The sequence below is a fragment of the Pseudarthrobacter sp. CC4 genome (genome assembly GCF_048957775.1).
Taxonomy (GTDB): Bacteria; Actinomycetota; Actinomycetes; order Actinomycetales; family Micrococcaceae; genus Arthrobacter.
The window spans coordinates 80,503-99,323 of record NZ_JARCCZ010000019.1; the positions used below are offsets into that span (position 1 = coordinate 80,503).

Annotated in this window: 12 protein-coding genes and 1 pseudogene; 12 read left to right on the plus strand and 1 reads right to left on the minus strand. The window is 58.8% G+C overall.

The genetic code is table 11. The features are described 5' to 3' along the window. Positions 1–245: 245 nt before the first annotated feature. Entirely contained in the window at positions 246–935 is a 690-nt protein-coding gene (locus PV768_RS14160) for a TetR/AcrR family transcriptional regulator (protein ID WP_421093330.1), read from the plus strand. A gap of 183 nt (positions 936–1,118) precedes the next feature. Here the strand turns inward: PV768_RS14160 and PV768_RS14165 are convergent, their stop codons facing one another. Continuing rightward, on the minus strand, positions 1,119–1,322 hold the full coding sequence (locus tag PV768_RS14165) for a hypothetical protein (protein ID WP_421093331.1): 204 nt from the start codon (positions 1,320–1,322) through the stop codon (positions 1,119–1,121). Between the two features lie 1,750 nt (positions 1,323–3,072). On the opposite strand from PV768_RS14165, the gene PV768_RS14170 reads away from it, so the two are divergent. The 11 genes and pseudogenes from PV768_RS14170 (at position 3,073) to PV768_RS14220 (ending at position 18,802) form a co-directional block, all read left to right on the plus strand. After that, complete coding sequence (locus tag PV768_RS14170; protein WP_421093332.1) at positions 3,073–3,798, plus strand: IclR family transcriptional regulator; 726 nt, start codon at positions 3,073–3,075, stop codon at positions 3,796–3,798. Positions 3,799–3,836: 38 nt separating this feature from the next. Further along, the gene (locus PV768_RS14175; protein WP_421093333.1) at positions 3,837–5,870 is read left to right on the plus strand and encodes a hydantoinase/oxoprolinase family protein; all 2,034 of its coding nucleotides are present in this window, start codon (positions 3,837–3,839) and stop codon (positions 5,868–5,870) included. After that, positions 5,867–7,522, plus strand: coding sequence for a hydantoinase B/oxoprolinase family protein (locus PV768_RS14180; RefSeq protein ID WP_421093334.1), 1,656 nt, complete (start codon positions 5,867–5,869; stop codon positions 7,520–7,522). Before PV768_RS14175 ends, PV768_RS14180 begins: the two co-directional genes overlap by 4 nt. A 53-nt stretch (positions 7,523–7,575) precedes the next feature. Continuing rightward, positions 7,576–8,919, plus strand: a complete 1,344-nt coding sequence (locus tag PV768_RS14185; protein ID WP_421093335.1) for an MFS transporter — start codon at positions 7,576–7,578, stop codon at positions 8,917–8,919. A gap of 40 nt (positions 8,920–8,959) precedes the next feature. Beyond that, positions 8,960–10,288, plus strand: coding sequence for an aspartate aminotransferase family protein (locus PV768_RS14190; protein ID WP_421093336.1), 1,329 nt, complete (start codon positions 8,960–8,962; stop codon positions 10,286–10,288). Then, positions 10,285–10,680, plus strand: coding sequence for a RidA family protein (locus tag PV768_RS14195; protein WP_421093337.1), 396 nt, complete (start codon positions 10,285–10,287; stop codon positions 10,678–10,680). The genes PV768_RS14190 and PV768_RS14195 overlap by 4 nt, the downstream gene beginning before the upstream one ends. 70 nt (positions 10,681–10,750) lie before the next feature. Further along, entirely contained in the window at positions 10,751–11,932 is a 1,182-nt protein-coding gene (locus tag PV768_RS14200; RefSeq protein ID WP_421093338.1) for an aspartate aminotransferase family protein, read from the plus strand. Positions 11,933–12,167: 235 nt separating this feature from the next. Further along, positions 12,168–12,976 (plus strand): annotated as a pseudogene (locus PV768_RS14205) (amylo-alpha-1,6-glucosidase); the annotation flags it as partial. A 1,207-nt stretch (positions 12,977–14,183) separates the two neighbouring features. After that, the gene (locus PV768_RS14210) at positions 14,184–14,690 is read left to right on the plus strand and encodes a hypothetical protein (protein ID WP_421093339.1); all 507 of its coding nucleotides are present in this window, start codon (positions 14,184–14,186) and stop codon (positions 14,688–14,690) included. Further along, positions 14,687–18,250 (plus strand): MobF family relaxase, encoded by a 3,564-nt coding sequence (gene mobF, locus PV768_RS14215; RefSeq protein ID WP_421093340.1) that lies wholly within the window; start codon positions 14,687–14,689, stop codon positions 18,248–18,250. Before PV768_RS14210 ends, mobF begins: the two co-directional genes overlap by 4 nt. Positions 18,251–18,271: 21 nt before the next feature. Then, on the plus strand, positions 18,272–18,802 hold the full coding sequence (locus PV768_RS14220; protein ID WP_421093341.1) for a hypothetical protein: 531 nt from the start codon (positions 18,272–18,274) through the stop codon (positions 18,800–18,802). Positions 18,803–18,821: the final 19 nt, after the last annotated feature.

Consider the following 18,821-nt stretch of genomic DNA (forward strand, 5'->3'; position numbering starts at 1 on the left):
TTAGTTTCCAGAGCTTGGGCGCTGATATGCGCGGCAATCATGCCCGAAAGGCCGCTTCCAAAGAGGTTGCAGTGCTGGCTTGTCCCCCGGCTTGTTTTTTCGGTGACCATTTCCGCTCTTCCTGCTCAAAATAGCATCTTTGAAAACGCCAAAGCGGGTGCTTCTTCGCGCCACTTCAAGCATACCTAACTAATGATCGTTAGCCAAGGGTTTTTGTCCCGTTAATTGCTTGTTAGGGTCGAGCTATGAGTGGTAGATCGTATGTGGCTGCACGGGACGCTTTTTCAGACCGCCTGGAGGAGTGGGGCTGGGCTGGGCAGTCGGCTTCGCGGCGGCATATTCTGGAAGCTTTCCTTGAGCTGGCCATAGCAAACGGGTTCAACTCAGTCTCGATGCGGACCATCGCGAATGCCGTCAACATCAAACCCCCGAGCCTTTACTCACACTTTCCGAATGGCAGGGATGAGATCGTCGCAGAGTCGCTCAGGTGGCACTTCCATCGCTTCGGTGTCGCACTGCTGGAAGCGGTTGGGCAGGCCGCATCAGCTGAGGACTTCTGGGATGCCATGGTCAGGCTCCATTTCACCCGTCAGGTGCGACTCCCGGAGAGCAATCTCTGGGATCTGCTGGTTGCCACGGACAGAGCGGCACACATACTTCCAGCCGAACTCCGCACCCAGGTCGATGACTGGGTTCGGATGCACCAAAACATGTACGCGGCCGCCGCCACGGATATGGGGTATCCCGAGGCGGAAGATCGAGTCAAAGTTGTCATGACGTTGCTTGAAGGTGCGACGCGCTGGGCATCACCAGACTGCGACGACGAAGAGTTGGATAACCTGACCGACCGGGCGGTCCTGCTCTCGCGAGCCATTCTCAAGCTGGATCTCCATACTCCAGCGCGACCGCTATCAGCTGCGCGGTCGGACTATTGACTGGTCTTGTCCCTTGGAGCGGAACCTATGAGCTCCCGAGAGGCTGCTGTTGCCGTGTATGCGAGTAGGCTCCAACTGCGGGCAGGCAAGATGTGAATGTACTGGTATTCTCTTCTCCACAACTGTCAGAGTAGGCCCGCGAGACCAACATGTATGCAGAGGCGTCGGGTGGCAGTGGAACCCCTACCGATCCAGTTTCACGAGGTCGTAACCGTCGTGCGCATGAATGAGCCTCCGCTCGCCCAGGGGGTCCAGGAGCCATACGAAGTCCCCGTCGAGAGAAAATTCATCAACAATTCCCATCTGCACGAACTTCCCGTTGAAACTTACTTCCACCATGTCACGTTGCTCTACGAGGTCCCAACGCGTCCTAAAAATTCTCGTCATAGATTTTGCACCATTCTTTTATGAAACTGCCTGATGGAATCATGTCGCCGTGTCTGAATAACTTGTGCACTGAGCGAGTCTTGTACCGATGGATCTGCGCTGTCATGTTCCGTGGTATCCAATGATTGTCCGGATTGCTTAGAGCATCGTCTGTGAATACACCAAGCGACCGTGTCAGCTTGAGACACGTTGTCGCACCGCAGAGTCAGCGCGGCCCATGGAGCTCAACGGAACTTGGGAGAACGCTCACACCGGAGCCTACTCAGGACCTCTGGAATAAAGGCGTCTAGCGTCGGGAGCCCGAGTCCCGGCCCTCGACCCGAGCTCGAACTTTCCAATGGGCTCGCTGCGCTGCGAGGTTCTGGATGCCTGGGCTGAGATCCTCAAAGTCACAGACGCGACACCGCGAACTGTGTTGCGGCAGAGCATCTTAGCGAGCTATCCACAATGGCAACAGCACCGGCGTCTTCGACGATGCCGGGCTATCGACGCTTGCAACGTTCATCATGACATCGTCCTCGAACATCTCAGCCCCCTGGCGAGTAACGCTGTCCTCCAGCCGTCGCGCGGTGGTGCGCATTATTCCGATCGCTGTCAATGCCTGTGGACAAGAACCCCGTCCGATTTGAGAAATGCTTGGTTTTCGGATTGGTCATTCACAATCCACAGCACTCCCCCACTCTCCGAGATTTCTTCTACTAGACCTTGGGCGACGATCCTCGCATTCCTCATGATGTTTACTCGTTCACCTTGTTGCAGTTCTCGCCAATCCGAAAGCACAGCGTGGTTTCTCTGTCTCCTGCAAGCTTCTCGAGCCTTCATTACTTTCACCTTGATCTGTAAATAGGAATTGTTTGTGCAGCAAGCTTGGCAGGATCAACGTCGTCAATAGCCTGAATCGCGAAAACGGCTAGTCGGACTTGCCCAGACGGCAAGGACTTGTGGCGGTACGCGCCGTCATCCCTACGCAGCCTGCTCATAAAATCTGAGTGTCAAGCTCAATAGCGGGTGAAGTAGCCATGCCCCCGCAGCATTACTTTGTTCCACGTCCTCGCTGCACCGTGTCAGGCCATCGTGGCCATGGTGTCAGGCCAAATGCCATCGATGGTATGACGGACAACTGAAACCAGTGAGTCGTTGGAAGCAGGTAGCCAATGCCCATTGGGCTCCATCGACTCCGAGCGCTGCTTACACTGTCCCGACTCGCCCTCGAAGGCCACCTGAGGGTTGCATTGCTCATTCACACGTAGCCCCCACTCGAGGTGCCGACCGTGTGCAAGCTTCCGGTTCATCATTCTGATCAACTCACCATGCTTTGAGAACTAAAGGGTCTCCTCCAGCATGGGACCGGGGGCAAGGAACATAACGTGTCACTTTGAGACAGCTGCCGATACCTGAGCGGGCCTTAGCGTGTCTTCCTATCCGTCAACGAAGCCGCCGAGGACCATTGAAAGCGGCCAAAAAAGTTTGCGTCTCCCCTTTGATACCGCCCCGCACGCCGAGATTCGGCAACAGCAGGTGCTTGAGGATCTATGGCTTCGTCACTGGCCCCCGCCACCGTCGACACGTTCGGTCTGCCGGGGCGCCAGGGGATTTAGAGACCCTGCTCTCACATCTACCTAATACGGAAAAGACTCTTGACCAGCCTCAAGGCTCAAGGCATGATCTACGAGCATTCGCATTTTACGAAGGGTGTTCGCATATGTCAAATAGCTCCAGGACCTCCAGCACAGTGGCGATGGCACTACGCGTGCTCAAGCTGCTGAGTGAGAACCCGGATGGTATTGGCGTAAGCGACGTAGCCCGAAGAATGGGAATTGGGCGCAGCACAGCGCACATGCTCCTCGCCACGCTCGTCGAACAAGAGTTCGCCCTTCAGAATGAGGAGAGCCAGTACGTTTTGGGCATTACGGCTTTTGAGGTCGGGGCAGCTGTACCGGACGCTGCCCGCTTCGGAGGTGAGCTGCTTGGGCCCATGCGCGAGCTTGCAGATCTTTCCGGCGAGGCAGTATCACTTGCAATTCCGTGGAACCGGGATGCGATTATCGTCCAGCGCTTCGAGACCAATCACGTCCTAAGGCTGGACATCAAGGTCGGGACTCGCATGCCACTCATAAGTTGCGCGTCCGGAAAAATCATGTTGGCTTCCCTCTCCGATGCAGAGATCGACAATCTCTACCCGGAGGATGACCTGCCCTCCGTCACGCAACACAGCATCCGTTCCAAAGACCTCCTGAAATCCGTGACCCTTCCTACCGTGAGGAGGCAACGATACGCGGTGACCGAAGGCGAATACGCAGAAGGAATTGACGGTGTCGCTGCCGGAGTGGCCGATTCCACGGGTTCCTTGGTAGCGGCACTGAGCGTGGCGGGACCGAGCAGCCGATTCTCAACAGACAAATGGGTGAGCAGTTTACTGCAGGCCGCAGATGACATGACAGCACTTCTTGCAGCCCGCCGCCGCACCCAGCAGTGAACACGTATCTAACGAAAACGACAAAGGATCAAAAACTTATGGAATATATCGCTGGGATCGACGTCGGAGGCACATTTACCGATGTGGTCCTCCACGATGCAGAGACGGGAAGACTGCGGATCGCCAAGGTCTTCTCCACACCCGGGGATCAGGCAGAGGGGCTCGTGTCTGGACTCAACCAACTGGACGTACCGCTCGAACGCCTAGGTGCAGTGGTCCACGGAACAACTGTTGCCACCAATGCTGTCCTGGAGCGCAAGGGTGACCGCTGCGCCCTTGTAACGACCCGCGGATTCCGGGACGTACTTGAGCTTCGCCGCCGCGACCGGCCCACGACTTACGGGCTGACTACTGGCTATACCCCGATCGTGCCTAGAAGCCGGTCCTTCGAAATCGATGAACGCATCGATTCGAAAGGCCGTGTTCACACTGCCCTTGACGAGGACGAAGTACATGACCTGGCCGGACGGCTGAGAACGGCAAACATAGAAAGCGTAGCCGTTTGTCTTCTTAACGGCTACGTCAATCCCACTCATGAACAACGAATTGTCGAACTCCTGACGAAACTACTCCCGGACGTGGCTGTCAGTGCGTCCTATGAGCTTTGCCCCGAGGCCGGCGAATTCGAACGGGCCAACACCACGGCTGTCAACGCATATGTGAGCGCCACGATGAGCCGATACCTGGACAGCGTTCAGAAGCGTTTGAACTCCCAGGGCTTCAGCCAAGAAGTTCAGGTCATGCAGTCGAACGGCGGGCTGGCACCCGCCAGCCGGGCGGGGCATTTAGGCGCGCGAACCCTACTGTCCGGACCAGCCGCGGGCACCGTTGCCGCGGCAGCCTTCGGGGCCGCATCAGGCCTTGCCAACGTCATTTCCTGCGATATGGGCGGTACCAGCTTTGACGTGGCGCTCATCCCTGACGGCAGCCCGGCCATCACTTCCGAGAAGTACATCGACTACGGCATTCCTATCAAACTGCCGATGATCGATATCACCACCATTGCCGCCGGCGGAGGGTCAATCGCTTCCGTCGACCGAGGAGGCATACTGCAGGTCGGCCCTGAGAGTGCAGGATCTGACCCTGGACCTGCCTGCTACGGCCGTGGAGGTAGTCGCCCCACAGTTACTGACGCCAACGTCGTCCTCGGCAGAATCGCCCCTAAACAGCAGTTGGGGACACAAGAGGGCTTCGAGATTGACCTTAACGCCGCACAAAAAGCTATCCGCAAGGTAATCGCCGAACCTCTCGGACTGACGGTTGACGAAGCTGCGCTGGCCGTCATCCGCATCGCCAACGAAAAGATGGCCGCCGCTATTCGAAGCGTCAGCGTTGACAAGGGTTACGACCCACGCAATTTCGCACTCGTTGGTTTCGGCGGCGCCGGCCCAATGCACATTGTCGAACTTGCCCGGACTGTCGGCGCCACCTCAGTTCTGGTCCCTCCTCACCCAGGGGCCCTGAGCGCCTACGGCTGCCTGATCGCGGATGCAAAGTACGACTACGTAACCGCACTTAATGCCACCGTCGAAGGCAGCAGCTTTGCCGGCACAGTGCAGGAAATACTCGCCGAACACCGGCTCGCGGGTGATGCACTGCTGACCAAGGACGGCTTCGGCAGCACGGCCATTACAGTCGAACACTTCGCTGAAATGAGCTTCAGCAAGCAGAGGTACACGCTGCGGATTCCCCTCGGAGACATAGAGAGCAACTGGACAGCCAATTGCCTCATCCAGGCGTTCCTCGATCAGCACGCCACTACGTATGGGGGAAGGCACCCATCACGGGATATCAAACTGATAAACCTCCGTACCGTCGCCACCGGCAAACGGTCACTGCAAATGGGGTCAGCTCTACCCGCAAGTACCGGCCACGCGCTGGCAAAACGAACCATAACGTTCGACAGCATGACAGTCATGGTCGACGTGCTCTCCCGGGACACATTGACCGTGGGCCAGACTCTGGAAGGACCTCTAGTGATTGAACAAACAGATACAACCATCATCCTGCCGCCAGGCACAACGTCGGTGGTCCAGAACGATAGCTCTCTTCTCGTGGAGGTGGCCCGATGAGGCCCGAAGTGGATGCCCTGTCGTTGGCCGTGATCCGCGGCCGACTCGAGCAAATCGCAGACGAAATGGACACCGTCTTTGAACGCATGGCGTTCTCGCCGGTCATCTCGGACGCATGGGACCGGGCCGACGGAATCTATTCAGCGGTTGACGGATCGATGATCGTGCAGGGCGTCCGCGGTCTGCCCATCTTCGTCGGCACCATGCAATACACGGTGGCCAGCGTCTTGTCCGCGATCAAGGATCCGAAGCCCGGGGACATGTACTTGGTGAATGACCCCTTCGCCGGCGGCACTCACATCATGGACACCAAGATGGTGCGGCCTTTCTATTACGGAGGCAAATTATTCGCGATGCTGGCAAACACAGGCCACTGGACAGACCTTGGCGGACGCGTCCCCGGAGGCTTCGCAGCAGAAGCGAGCGACTGTTACCAGGAGGGCCTGCGCATCCCGCCTGTGCGTCTATTCACTGACGAGGCACTGAACTCGGATATCCTCGCAATCCTGCAAACTAATTCCCGGTTGCCGGACGATGTCCTGGGCGATGTCCAGGCACAGGCGACGGCGTTGCGAGCAGGAGATTCACGATTGACCGAGCTCCTTGATGAATACGGTGCCGACCTTGTCTCCGCGGTGATCGATACACTGCGCGAACGTTCCTCAATTCAAATGCGTAGCTATATCAAGGACATCCCTGATGGCACGTACCAGTTCACCGAGGACATGGACAACGACGGCATCGCGGACAAGGCCTTGAGCATCGCAGTTGAGCTGACGGTCTCCGGCGAGGAAATGACGGTCGACTTCAGCAAATCCTCACCCCCTTGCGAAGGGCCGATGAACTCCGTCTACGCGGCGACTGTGTCCAGCGCCATTGTTGCGATCAAACACGTCTTCCCCGACGTGCCCATCAACTCCGGGATCTTTGAACCCCTGACTTTCGTAATCCCCGAAAGCGTCTTCCTGAATGCCAAGGTGCCCCGGCCCGTCGCTGGATGCGCCGCGGAAACAAGCCAGCGGATCATCACGGCGGTCATGGGCGCGTTGGCCGGTGCGCTTCCGGACGGAGTACCCGCCGGCTCCTCGGCTACCTCCAACAACTTGTCCATTGGCGGTGTTGACGAGGAAGGAGACCCCTTTGTCATGTACATCTTCCTCGGCGGCGGCTACGGGGGCCACAAAGCTGGAGATGGGCTTTCAAACGGCTGCTCGCTCATGAGCATTGGTTTGATCCAGTCAGTCGAAACACTGGAACAGCGCTATCCCATTCTCGTCCGCCAGTACTCGCTCCGTGAGAACTCATTCGGTGATGGCGAATTCCGAGGCGGACTAGGTGTGCATTTCGAGTTCGAGTACACCGGTGATCGAGGACGCGCGAGCCTCCTGGGAGACCAATCGAAAACCGCTCCAATTGGTCGCGCTGGTGGAGGTCCGGGGGCGGCGTCGGCACCCTGGTTCCGCCTCCGCGGCGAAAAAGTCATCCTGCCCATGATCAGCAAGGGAGAGAACATCCCACTCACGCGGGGTGACCTCATCTGCATGCTTACCCCTGGAGGGGGCGGCTACGGCAACCCTTCAGCCCGCTCCGACAAAGCCCTAAGGGCCGATGTCGAGTCAGGCTACGTCCGGGCAGCGTCCTCCGCCCTGTGACACATAACCACCTCAAAGCATCAACAGCTTCGGCACCATCATCTGGAGGCATCATGGAAAACATTGGACAAGCAACGCACAAACGGACAAAATCTCTGCGGCGTGCCATCATGGGAAGCCTGGTTGGCACGTCCCTGGAATGGTACGACTTCTTCCTCTACGGGACGGCCGCCGCCCTCGTCTTCGGCGACGTATTTTTCCCGTCGTATGACCCTCTTACCGGAACGCTCTTATCATTCATAACATTCGCCGTGGGCTTTGCTGCCCGCCCCGTTGGCGCAGTGATAGCTGGTCACTTCGGCGACAAGATCGGACGCAAAAAAGTTCTGCTGGCCACCATCATGGTGATGGGAGTGTCAACTATCGGTATCGGACTCCTCCCAAGCTATGCGACCGCAGGAGTGATCGCTCCGATTCTGCTGGTCACGATTAGGCTCATTCAAGGTCTTGCACTTGGAGGTGAATGGGCTGGCGGGGCACTGATGATCGCCGAACGCGCACCCAAGGAACGGCGAGGCTTCCTAACAAGCTTCGTACAGGTCGGTGCGTCCATCGGCAACCTTTTGAGCACCGGAATCCTGCTGCTGATGTCCGCAGCCCTCGAACGTGACGAATTCGTTTCTTGGGGCTGGCGGGTACCGTTCCTGCTGTCGGCAGTAGTAGTTGTCGTCGGCATCTATATTCGCTTGAAAGTCACGGAGACACCTGCCTTTGATGCCTTGAAGGAAAGCGGCACCGTCAGCAAGTCCCCCGTGCTCGAGCTGTTGCGGCGTCAGCCCCTCGACGTCCTTCGCGTGATTGGGATCCGGGCCGGCGCGGACATTATGTTCTACCTGCTCATTACCTTCCTCCTGACCTACATTTCGAAAACCCTGGGCTTGCCCGCTACGGTTGGCCTCACCGCGGCGATGCTCGGAGCGGGCATGCAACTCCTGACGTACCCGGCCTTCGCCGCGCTAAGCGATCGCTTCGGTCGCAAACCCGTGACCATCTTCGGCGCTGTCGGGGCGATCATCTGGATGGTCGTCGCCTTCTTCCCGCTGGTCGATACCAAATCCGTCGGCTTGATCATCCTTGCCGTGCTGGTCGGTCTCGTCTTCCACTCTGCCATGTACGGCGTCCAGGCAGTGTGGATCTGCGAGCTATTTGACGCCAAACACCGTTACAGCGGCGCTTCGCTGGGATATCAGCTCGCCGGCATCGTTGGCGGCAGCCTGGCACCTACCATCGCGATCGGTCTTCTGCAGATCTTCGGTTCCACAACTGCCATCATCGTCTACGTCTGCATCGCTCTGGCCATTGTCGCGATGACGGCTGCCTTCACCCGGGAAACCCGGGGAGTGAGGATGCATGACCACGAGGAACAGCAAGCTGCGGAAACATCTGTCCGCGCCTAGTGTCCGGCCGCCGGCCACACCAAATGAATTAGGAAGACTTATGACCAGCACAAGCACGCTGAAGGCACTCGAGGATGAGTGGATGGATACGTATCACCAGCGAAATGCCCGATCGAAGGCGGCGAATGAGTCCGCACAGAGTTTTATTGCCAAAGGTCAGCGAACACGGTTCAACTCAGGAATGCCGTATCCCGTCTACATTCAGCAAGGATCGGGTTCCCATTTCACCGACGTAGATGGCAATGACATCCTGGACTGCAACGCTGGGTGGAACGCAAGCTTTGTTGGACGGTCCCACCCGATCGTGACCGCCGCAGTGCACGACGCAATGAACCAACTGGGGGCGCCTGGAGGCGCAATGCACCCCTCCCCCATTCGGGATGAATTCGCGCAACAGTTGTGCGAACGCGTCCCGGGTGCGGAACGGGTCGTCTTCGCCCCCTCCGGCTCGGAAGCGAATACTTACGCCCTACGTCTCGCCCGGTCCTTTACAGGACGCCAGACCGTCATCAGGGTAGCTGGTGGCTTCCATGGCCAACACGACGCCCTCCTCGGCGAACAATCATCAAAAGCGGGTATCTCACCAACTGCACACAACAACATCATCACCGTGCCGTTCAATGATCTCGCAGCCGTCAACGAGGCCCTGGACCTCCATTCGGGGTCAGTCGCGGCAGTAATCGCTGAGCCCATGATGACAATCCCCGGCGCTGTGCACCAGAGAAACGGGTTCCTCAAAGGCCTCCGCTCGGCCACACAGCGCCACGGAACTCTCTTCATCCTTGACGAGGTCATCACTGGATGTCGGTTCGCTGTCGGCGGCGCAAGTGAGTACTACGGCTTTGAAGCGCCGGACCTGATCGTCATGGGCAAAATGCTTGGGGGCGGCCTGCCTGTCGCCGTAGTCACCGGGCGGGCCGATATTCTTGAGCAACCGATTAGCGCATCAAACACGCATGCTCAGAATCCTGTTGCCCTTGCCGCAGCCGTAGCTACGATGCGAATAACAACCAGGGAGGTATTCGCAGAAGCGGCATCTAAGGGCGAAAAGCTGCGCGACGCCCTACAAGGCCTCTCGGCAAGGCTTGCACTTCCGCTGGCAGTCACTGGTGACGGCCCGTGCGTGGGCCTCCACTTTACCAGTGAAGAAGTCATGGATTTCGCGTCAGCCCAACGTGCAGACCATCGGTTGTGGCGCCTAATGTGCTTGGGACTGGCCAACACTGGGCTCGGCCTTACCAGCAGGACCTTTGGTCCGAATGCTGTCTGGACTGATGAAGATCTCGAATTTGCCGTCCAAGGCTTCACCTCGACGCTCACTGCAATTTCGAGAGCACAGAAAGATACATTGCAGGAGGCCAGCGTATGACACCTCCAATAAAGAGGGCGGAAGTGTTGAGCGTTGACGTACCGAGCCCCCGCGGTCACTTTTCGCACGCCGTAATCGCCGGAAATCTTGTGCACGTCTCCGGCCTGCTCGGCTTTGACGCCTCAGGACAGCTCCCGGAACCGGGGGACATCGAAGCCCAGACAGCGAGAATATTGGACTCACTCGAGTCGATCCTTCTTGCAGCAGGTTCTTCTCCAGCCTTCCTGGTAAAGCTCACTGTCTACGTCACCGACATCAGCGAACGTTCCGCAGTGAACAGGCTGCGGGCTGATCGCTGGCCCGACACAAAACCGGCCAGCACCCTTGTCGAAGTCAGTGACTTGGCCGCCGAAGGCGCCGTCATCGAAATCGATGCCGTCGCCGTACGCTGACCCGCAGTCCCTGGCCTACACAAGCAGGCCAGGGACTGCCCCAACGCCCCAGCTGAAGAGAAATGACACAATGCCAACGTCCACCAAACACTTGCCAGACATTTTCGATCGAGCCAAGAAGGTCATGCCAGGCGGCAACACTCGTTCGACCGTGTTCGTCCCCCCTCGTCCACCGTATGCCGTCGAAGGTTCCGGCGCCTTTGTCACCGATGAAACCGGACGATCGGTCATCGACTGCAACAACAACTACACATCCTTGATTCATGGGCATGCCCATGAATCAGTCCTTGACGTCGCCCTTGATGCCGCGAAAAAGGGAACCGCATTCGGCCTGCCGACCAGGTACGAAGTCGACATGGCTGAGTGTCTTGCGGAACGAACCGGTATCCAGCAGTGGCGCTTCTGCAACTCGGGAACTGAAGCGGTTCTCATGATGCTTCGCGCAGCGCGAGCCCACACAGGTCGCGACATTATCATCCGCTTCGAGGGCAGTTACCACGGCACCGGCGATGAAGTTGTGGACCAAGAATCATTAGGCGTGCCGGCTTCGACACGACAATCTGTTCTTGTGCTCCCCCAAAACGACCTCCAAGCCCTTTCGGATGTACTCCAAAACCACAGCCACAGAACTGCAGCGGTTCTTATCGACCTGATGCCTAACCGCGCGGGGCTGCAACCAGCAACCCATGAATTCGTTCAGGCGCTGAGGGCACTCACACGGCACTACGATGTGCTGTTGGCGGTAGACGAAGTGATCAGTCTTCGTCTTAGCTGGGGAGGGTTTCATAAACATTATGGGGTAGAGCCGGATTTGATCTCGGTAGGGAAGATCATCGGAGGCGGTTTTCCCGCCGGAGCGATCGGCGGAAGCCCCGGCATTCTCAAGACGTTCAGCCCAACAACGAGTGGCAACGTCATGTGGGGTGGCACATTCACCGCCAACCCCGTGACTATGGCAGCTGGCCTCACCGCCCTTCGCCTATATGACGAAAAAGCAGTATTAGATCTGAACATCCGAGGCGACCACTTACGCCGTCAACTGAAATCCGCGGGAATTCCGGTCAACGGCTTCGGATCACTGATGCGCATAGTCACCCCAAACATCGAATCCCTATGGTGGAATCTCTACGATAAGGGCGTCCTGGCTGGCTCCAATGGACTCCTTGCCCTCTCAACAGCAATGACCGATGACCACATCCAACAAGTCGCAGAAGCCGTCATCGGTAGTACCACTGACCTATCCGTGAAATGAAGGTGATTCAAAATGAGCGATCTGGTGAATTGAGTGGCAAGCCGCCAACTTGACGAACCGACTTGCTGCTTTTGACGTTTTTCCAATCCTTGGTCGTTGAGGCGGGCATACTCGACGGAGCCATCTCCATCCCTGTCCCGGTAATCACGGATCCATTCCATCGCTCGGTCGGCGTGGGGCTGCAGCGCGGTGATGATTTCCGAACCGAAACCTCAACGGCTCACCTCACCAAGTAGCCTGTCTGGCAGCGGCTTGGATGGCGTTCGACGCCGTCGACCGGGAAAGGCAGCTGACCTCCGGGATCGTGCGGCTCGGCTGAAACGGCAATTCAACGAACAGTTCTGGCTGCCAGACAAAGGCTACTATGCCGTTGAATAGGACCGCGACAAGCGACCCGTCGATGCCTGCGCCTCCAACATGGGCCACTGCCTGACGACAGTATCGTCGACAAAGACAAAGCACCACTGGTCGTGGAGCGACTAATGTCCCCCCGATGTTTAGCGGTTGGGGGGTGCGTACCCTGGCATCCGACATGGGCGCTTACAACCCGGCCAAGTACCACATTGGGGTGGTATGGCCCCATTACAACGCGATCATCCAAGTCCGTCTGATGCTCTACGGATTCGTGACGGAGGCGCAGCGGATCTCGACGGCACTGCTGGAGGCCGCGGAGTTTTCGGCGGGAGGCCTTCCAGAATTGTTCTGCGGCTTCAGCCGCGACCAGTTTTCCTCGCCCGTGCCCTATCCCACGGCGTGTTCGCCACAGGCGTGGGCGGCCACGACACCCGTACAGCTGGTGACAACATTAATGCGATATGACCCCCGACGTTTCCTCCGGCGGCGTCTGGATGGACCGTGTCCTCCCGGAGTCCTACGGCGACCTGCACATCACGAACGCCCCTATGGGGCCGGCCGTATCACTATCGATATCTCCTGCTCGGCAGTATCAATTCAGGACTGTCCGAGGGAATGGTGTTCCATCGAGGATACCTAACGTGGGTGGGTGAGCTAATGGAACAGGCCGCACCGCAGTCAGAGAACTAATTGGCGCATAAGGTTTCCACCTACATGTCGAGGCGTGTGCTGCCAGAAGACGGCGGAAACCCGGGCGCCGCAAATTCACGCATTCCGTGTCCCCATTTGGCACAAAGCGACTTGATCAGCGGCAAACATACTTAGTTGATGCTGCTGTTGCTTACTCCAGCGTGAGGCAAACCACTCGACGCTACGCAAACGGAATCAAGGAGGGAATAGTTGTTGGATAGCCATTACTCGCTCGCTTTTCTTCTCACGGGTCGAGACGGTAACGGCGCTCGGAGCGCTCTTCCGGATGCTCCGATTATCTCGGATCAAGACGAGTCTCTAGTTCCGTGGTCAAGAAATCTGAGAGCGCGCATTGCTACTGCACTGCACCGGGCAGCATGGGCTTTTGAGTCGGCCGATGTCAAACGTTGAAGTCACTCATCACTGAACCCCACCCACGGCGGCTTGAGAGTATCAGACGCATACGATCAGGGTACGTCCGATAGAACGATCAAGGTCGGATACTTGCACGCCTGGCCGGGTGTTCCTCCTGTTAGGGCACACCCAATTTTGACGAAACGGAACCATTGTGGGTCACCGCTACGATGAAGCAGGTTGAGGCGAGGAAGTCCATGCCCCGCAGCTCAAAGAAGGGCGACGAGCTTCCATTCAGAGAGTGGGGAGAGCCGGAAGGCTGCTTCGTCACGGTTGGACCGGCGCAGGCCTGTCAGTCTGAAAGTGTAGTGGTTGTCCTTGGCGTGCTGTATCCAAATGTCCTCCCACAGCCTGTCGCTGCTGGCACCCACCTTGATCTGGTACTTCTACCTCCCGGCTTGACCGCTGGCCGGCAGAGCATGGACGTTGTCTTTTACGACCCGCTGTCTTCTAGTTGGGACGAAGACGAGGTACCCCTCGCCGCGAAGTATCGAAGGAAGTCCATGGGCGATGGTTACGCAAATCGCATCCAGGCCCAGAACGCTGTTGCCCGCGATCTGACGTTGCTTCGCTTAGGAAAACCCGGGTAGTCGATTGCTCTCGACTGCCAACATACTGGCAGCGATTGACCCTCCCGCAGGACAAAGTTAGAACGGCGGACCATTACTCGCCGATGATCGACCCCGCCAAGCCCTCAATCGACAGCCCCACACCTCTGGCATCCAAGGTTTTCAGCGTGAGTACAGCTCACGTCTGGTCATGTCGAAACCGGACCTCGACCTTATGAACATTCGTGATCAAGATTTGCGAAGAGTGTGCAGGCTGCTTCGAGCCGTCCCGCAAGAGTCAGCGCTTCTGTTCAATCCGCTGCGGCAACAGGAAGCGGGACCGGATACGTCGAACTGCCCGCCGTCCTGCCCTGCCGGTAGCGGCTGACGCCGGGGCCGTAGTTGTCAAGGACGAGCTAAAGGCACTGCGGCGCCAACTGGCAACTACGAAAAGGATCTACCAACGCCGCGTCGAGATTCTCCAGTCCAAGCTCCGCTCCCAGTCCTGTGAGATCGACCGCCTCGAGGCAGAGAACTCCGAGCAGCGTCAAAGCAACAATGTTCTCCAGCTCGAAGTAGCCCGGCTGAAGCGCGCCCAGAGAACCAACGTGCAGGACCTCGCGCATCTCGCAGCATGGCTGGTCTCGCTTGCGAACGCAAAAGGTGTCGCCCTGGACCCAGCAACGCTGGACATCCTTAACCGCCGCGGATGGCATCCATCCAAGCGCCAGGCGGGAGCGGCGCGGACATGACGATGTCCATCGCACGCCTCTCGGCACAGTCGGGTCTGCGCTATCTGTTCAAGACCACGATGATGGATGACCTCACTACCACTCCCCCGGACGCCACCACCTACTACGTGAAGGCCGGGACGCCTGAAGGCCGGTGGATCGGCAGCGGACTACACGGCATCAACAGAGGTCCCGGCGACGTCGTCGCCGAAACAGACGCGAAAGCAGTCTTCGACTTAGCCGTACATCCGGACACCAACGCACCACTGGGCCGCCCCCACAGCCAACCCACCGCCGTCGACAACAAAACCGGCCCACCAGCGGTGAGGCACGCCGTCGTTGGTTTCGACCTAACCTTCAGCGTGCCAAAGTCAGTGTCAGTCCTCTGGGCACTCAGCCCTCGCAGCACGCAAGAGCTGATCCTCCGCGTGCACCACGAAGCAGTTGAAGCAACACTTGCCTGGTTGGAAGAGCAAGTCATCCACACCCGCGCCGGACGAAACGGCGTGGCCCACGTCGGCACACAGGGAGCCATCGCCGCTGCTTTCGATCATTGGGAATCCCGCACCGGCGACCCTCAACTCCACACCCACCTGGTCATCGCCAACCGCATTCAGCGCATCACCGACGGCGCCTGGGTGACCCTCGACTCGCGCACCCTGTACAAGGCTGCCGTCGCTGCCAGCGAACACTACAACGGTCTCCTATTCGACGCTCTCCACTGCCACCTTGGCAGCGACACGGACATCCGCATCCCCGTCATCAACACGGGCAATCCCAGCCAGCAACTCACCGGGATCGATGAGGACCTCATCCGCGAGTTTTCCAACCGGTCCCGGCTGATCAACGTGGAAACAGACCGCCTCGTCGCGGAGTGGACAAAGGAACACGGCCATCCGCCAACCACGGCAACGGTCATCAAGCTGCGGCAGCAAGCGACCCTGGCCACACGCGTTCCCAAGCCCGAGCTCCCTACCCCCCTGCACGAGCTATCCAGAGAATGGAAGGCACGCGCAACCGCCAAAGGATTCCAACCGGACGATGTTATTGCGGCAACGATCAACCGTTCCAGAATTACGCCATTTGGCTTCACTGATTTGAACCCTGACTGGATCACCACCATCGCCACCCTGACCCGTGAGCGGGTCGCTCACAAACGCTCAACCTGGAACCGCTGGAATCTATTGGCGGAAGCCGAACGCGTCTGTGCCCAGGTGCGTTGCCGCACGGCGGCGGACAGGAGCACGCTCATGGACGCCATCGCCACCGCAGCCGAGCAGCAATCCGTGCCTCTGAATGATTACAGGTACACCGTCCCGGCCCACGCCGAGGCAGACGTCCAGCACGGGCCACGAAGCGTCTTCGACTTTCACGGGTCACGCCTCTACACCGATACGTCCACGCTCGCTTGCGAGGACGCGATCATGGAAGCAAGGGACGACGACGGCGGCCCGGCACTCCGCGCCAACCTCATCATGGATCTCCTTGACCAAGTCCAACAGCCAGAGAGCCGAGTGCTTCACTCCGATCAGCGAGCCGCCGTTGCCGACGTCGTCCTGAGCGGCAACCGCCTCGATGCCATCGTGGGGCCAGCGGGCACGGGAAAGACGACAACGTTAGGTGCAGTGAAGGCAGTATGGGAATCGAAGTATGGCACCGGCAGCGTCGTCGGGCTCGCCCCGGCAGCTGCCAGCGCCGAAGTGCTCGGCCGCGAACTCGCTATGGCAACGGAGAACGTCACCAAGTGGCTGCACGAATCGAACGGCCAGGGGGCTAGTTCAAGGGCGGAGCGGTTCTTCGACGTCCAATCACAACTGACCACGGCTCCTGCCAGCGAGCGCCGCAGCATCGCGTTAGCGCAGGAGGCTGCACGGCTCGCTGCCGTCCAGCAACGATGGCGCTTTCATGCAAATCAGCTCATCATCATCGATGAGGCTTCCATGGTCTCGACGTTGCAACTCGCCGCGCTCGTACACCAGGCGCAGGAAACCGGCGCGAAGATCCTCCTTGTGGGAGACCCGGGACAGCTGGACGCCATCGACGCCGGCGGTGTACTTGGCTGGCTGGACCGGCAGGGTAAGGCAACACGGCTGAGCACGATCTGGAGATTCCATGAGGAGTGGGAGCGCACAGCATCGCTGAAGCTTCGGAAGGGTGACTACGCAGCTATATCCGGCTACGCACACCATGGGCGGATCCGGCACGGCACCTACCTGGATATGGCTGACCAGGCCTACCTCGCCTGGCAGTCAGATACTCGGGCAGGAAAGTCATCCATCCTTATTGCCGCCGACAATGAAACGGTCGGCATGCTCAATGAACGGGCGCAGGCGGATCGAGTGGCCCAGGGAGAGGTGGATCCAGAGCAGACGGTGCTGCTCAGCGATGGCCTACGGGCGGGCTCCGGTGACACAGTCATCGCCCGTGGGAATAACCGAAAGCTAGTCGACAGCGACGGTAATTTCGTAAGGAACGGGACGCTGTTCGATGTCGAACAGATCAGTCGTCGCGACAGCTCGGTGCTGGCACGTCGGCGGGGCACAGGCGCAAGTGTCCTACTCCCCGGAGCCTATCTGGAGGCGTCCGTCGAGCTGGGCTATGCCACCACAGCACACCGTTCCCAAGGCATCACGGTGGACACCGGCCACACGGTAGTCACACAGGGCCGGCTCACTCGCGAGCTGCTGTATGTGAGCATGACCCGTGGCCGTTCCGGCAACTTTGCCTACGTCAGCGAAGGTGACGACGCCGACCATCCTGCCGTCGATCCATCACTGCAGCTCTCCTGGCAGGGCATCCTTGGCGAGGTGCTGGCGGCTGAGGGCGCCGAACGGACTGCCCACGAGATTCGTGACACGGAGCGTAGGAAGGCGGACAGCCTTGAGCGGCTTTACGCGGAGTATGACTACCTCGCGCAGATCGCGGCAGGACTGGACCTTAGACAGCAGTTGGACGAACATGCCCCTGGCGGCTCACAGGAATTCCAACAATCTCCGTCGTGGGGCGCAGCTGTCGCGGCATGGCGGAAAGCCACAGCCGTCAGCCGGCAGGGTACCGAGCGCATACTGAGCCAGTTCTGCCAGGAAACTAGCAGTGCCAACGATCGCTGCGCTGTCCTCAGCGTGCGTTTACGCCGGTTCATGAAAGGAAGGACGACGGCCGTTGAGGAGCCTCTGGTTGAAAAGCTCGCCATTTCGCGGTCTGACTTAGCAGCGATGATTCAGCAGGTCAGGGAACGTATTTCCCAAAGGACGGAGACCGTGAGCGTGGCAGCGCTGACAGCCGATCCTGAGTGGAAACGTGCTTTGCTCGAAGCCGTCGGAAATAGCACCAGTGGCGAAACCTGGCAGCTGGTCCGTGACGTTGCCGTCTTTCGCGACAGGTGGGCGCTGCCGGACTCTCCCCTCCCACTGGGCCCGTCTCCGGCGGATTACAAATGCGAACAACGGGCCCAGCGTGAACGAATCGATGCAGCAATCAACAGTGCTCGTCGCGGTGCCACCGCTCAGCTAAATGACTCGCCTGTGCATTCAGCCGTTTCTCAGCAAGTCGTCCTTACAAGTGCCGGCTGGCAGCTCTAATCTGGTAGGGAGGCAATGCGAATGGTCGTCAATCCCGCGGTAAGACCCAAGGTGGCGACAACCGGGCTAGTGATATCCAGCGCGGTTGTCTTCATAGTCTTTGCCCTCTCATTCATAGACTTGGCCGCCACGGAACTTCCTCTCGTCTTGAAGGTCATCGTTGGCAGCTTGTTGTTGGCAACTGTTCTAGTGCTTGCGCTGTTATGGGGGAAAAGATCCGCCCGTCGGCGGACCTGGCTGGCTACCGCAGCAACCAGATGGCGATCCTTTGACAACGCTAAGCTGGCCAACGGAACCACGACAGAGGTGACCCTCCTCAGCGTCGACGCGGTGCAACCCACCGGCTCATGGGTCACCATCATGTGGAACCGCTTCAACCACGTTCAGCGTGCCTGGATAGAAGCACTACCCGAACCACTATGGCCAGGATCCGTCCTGCTCATCACCCCCGACCCCACTCAAGTAATGCCCAGCACACCATGGCCGGAAACGTACTTCATTCGAGCCGCCGACTGCTTAGCTTGGGCACCCGCCGAAGGCCGGAGCCCCTAAGCGGCATCTACTGTTACGA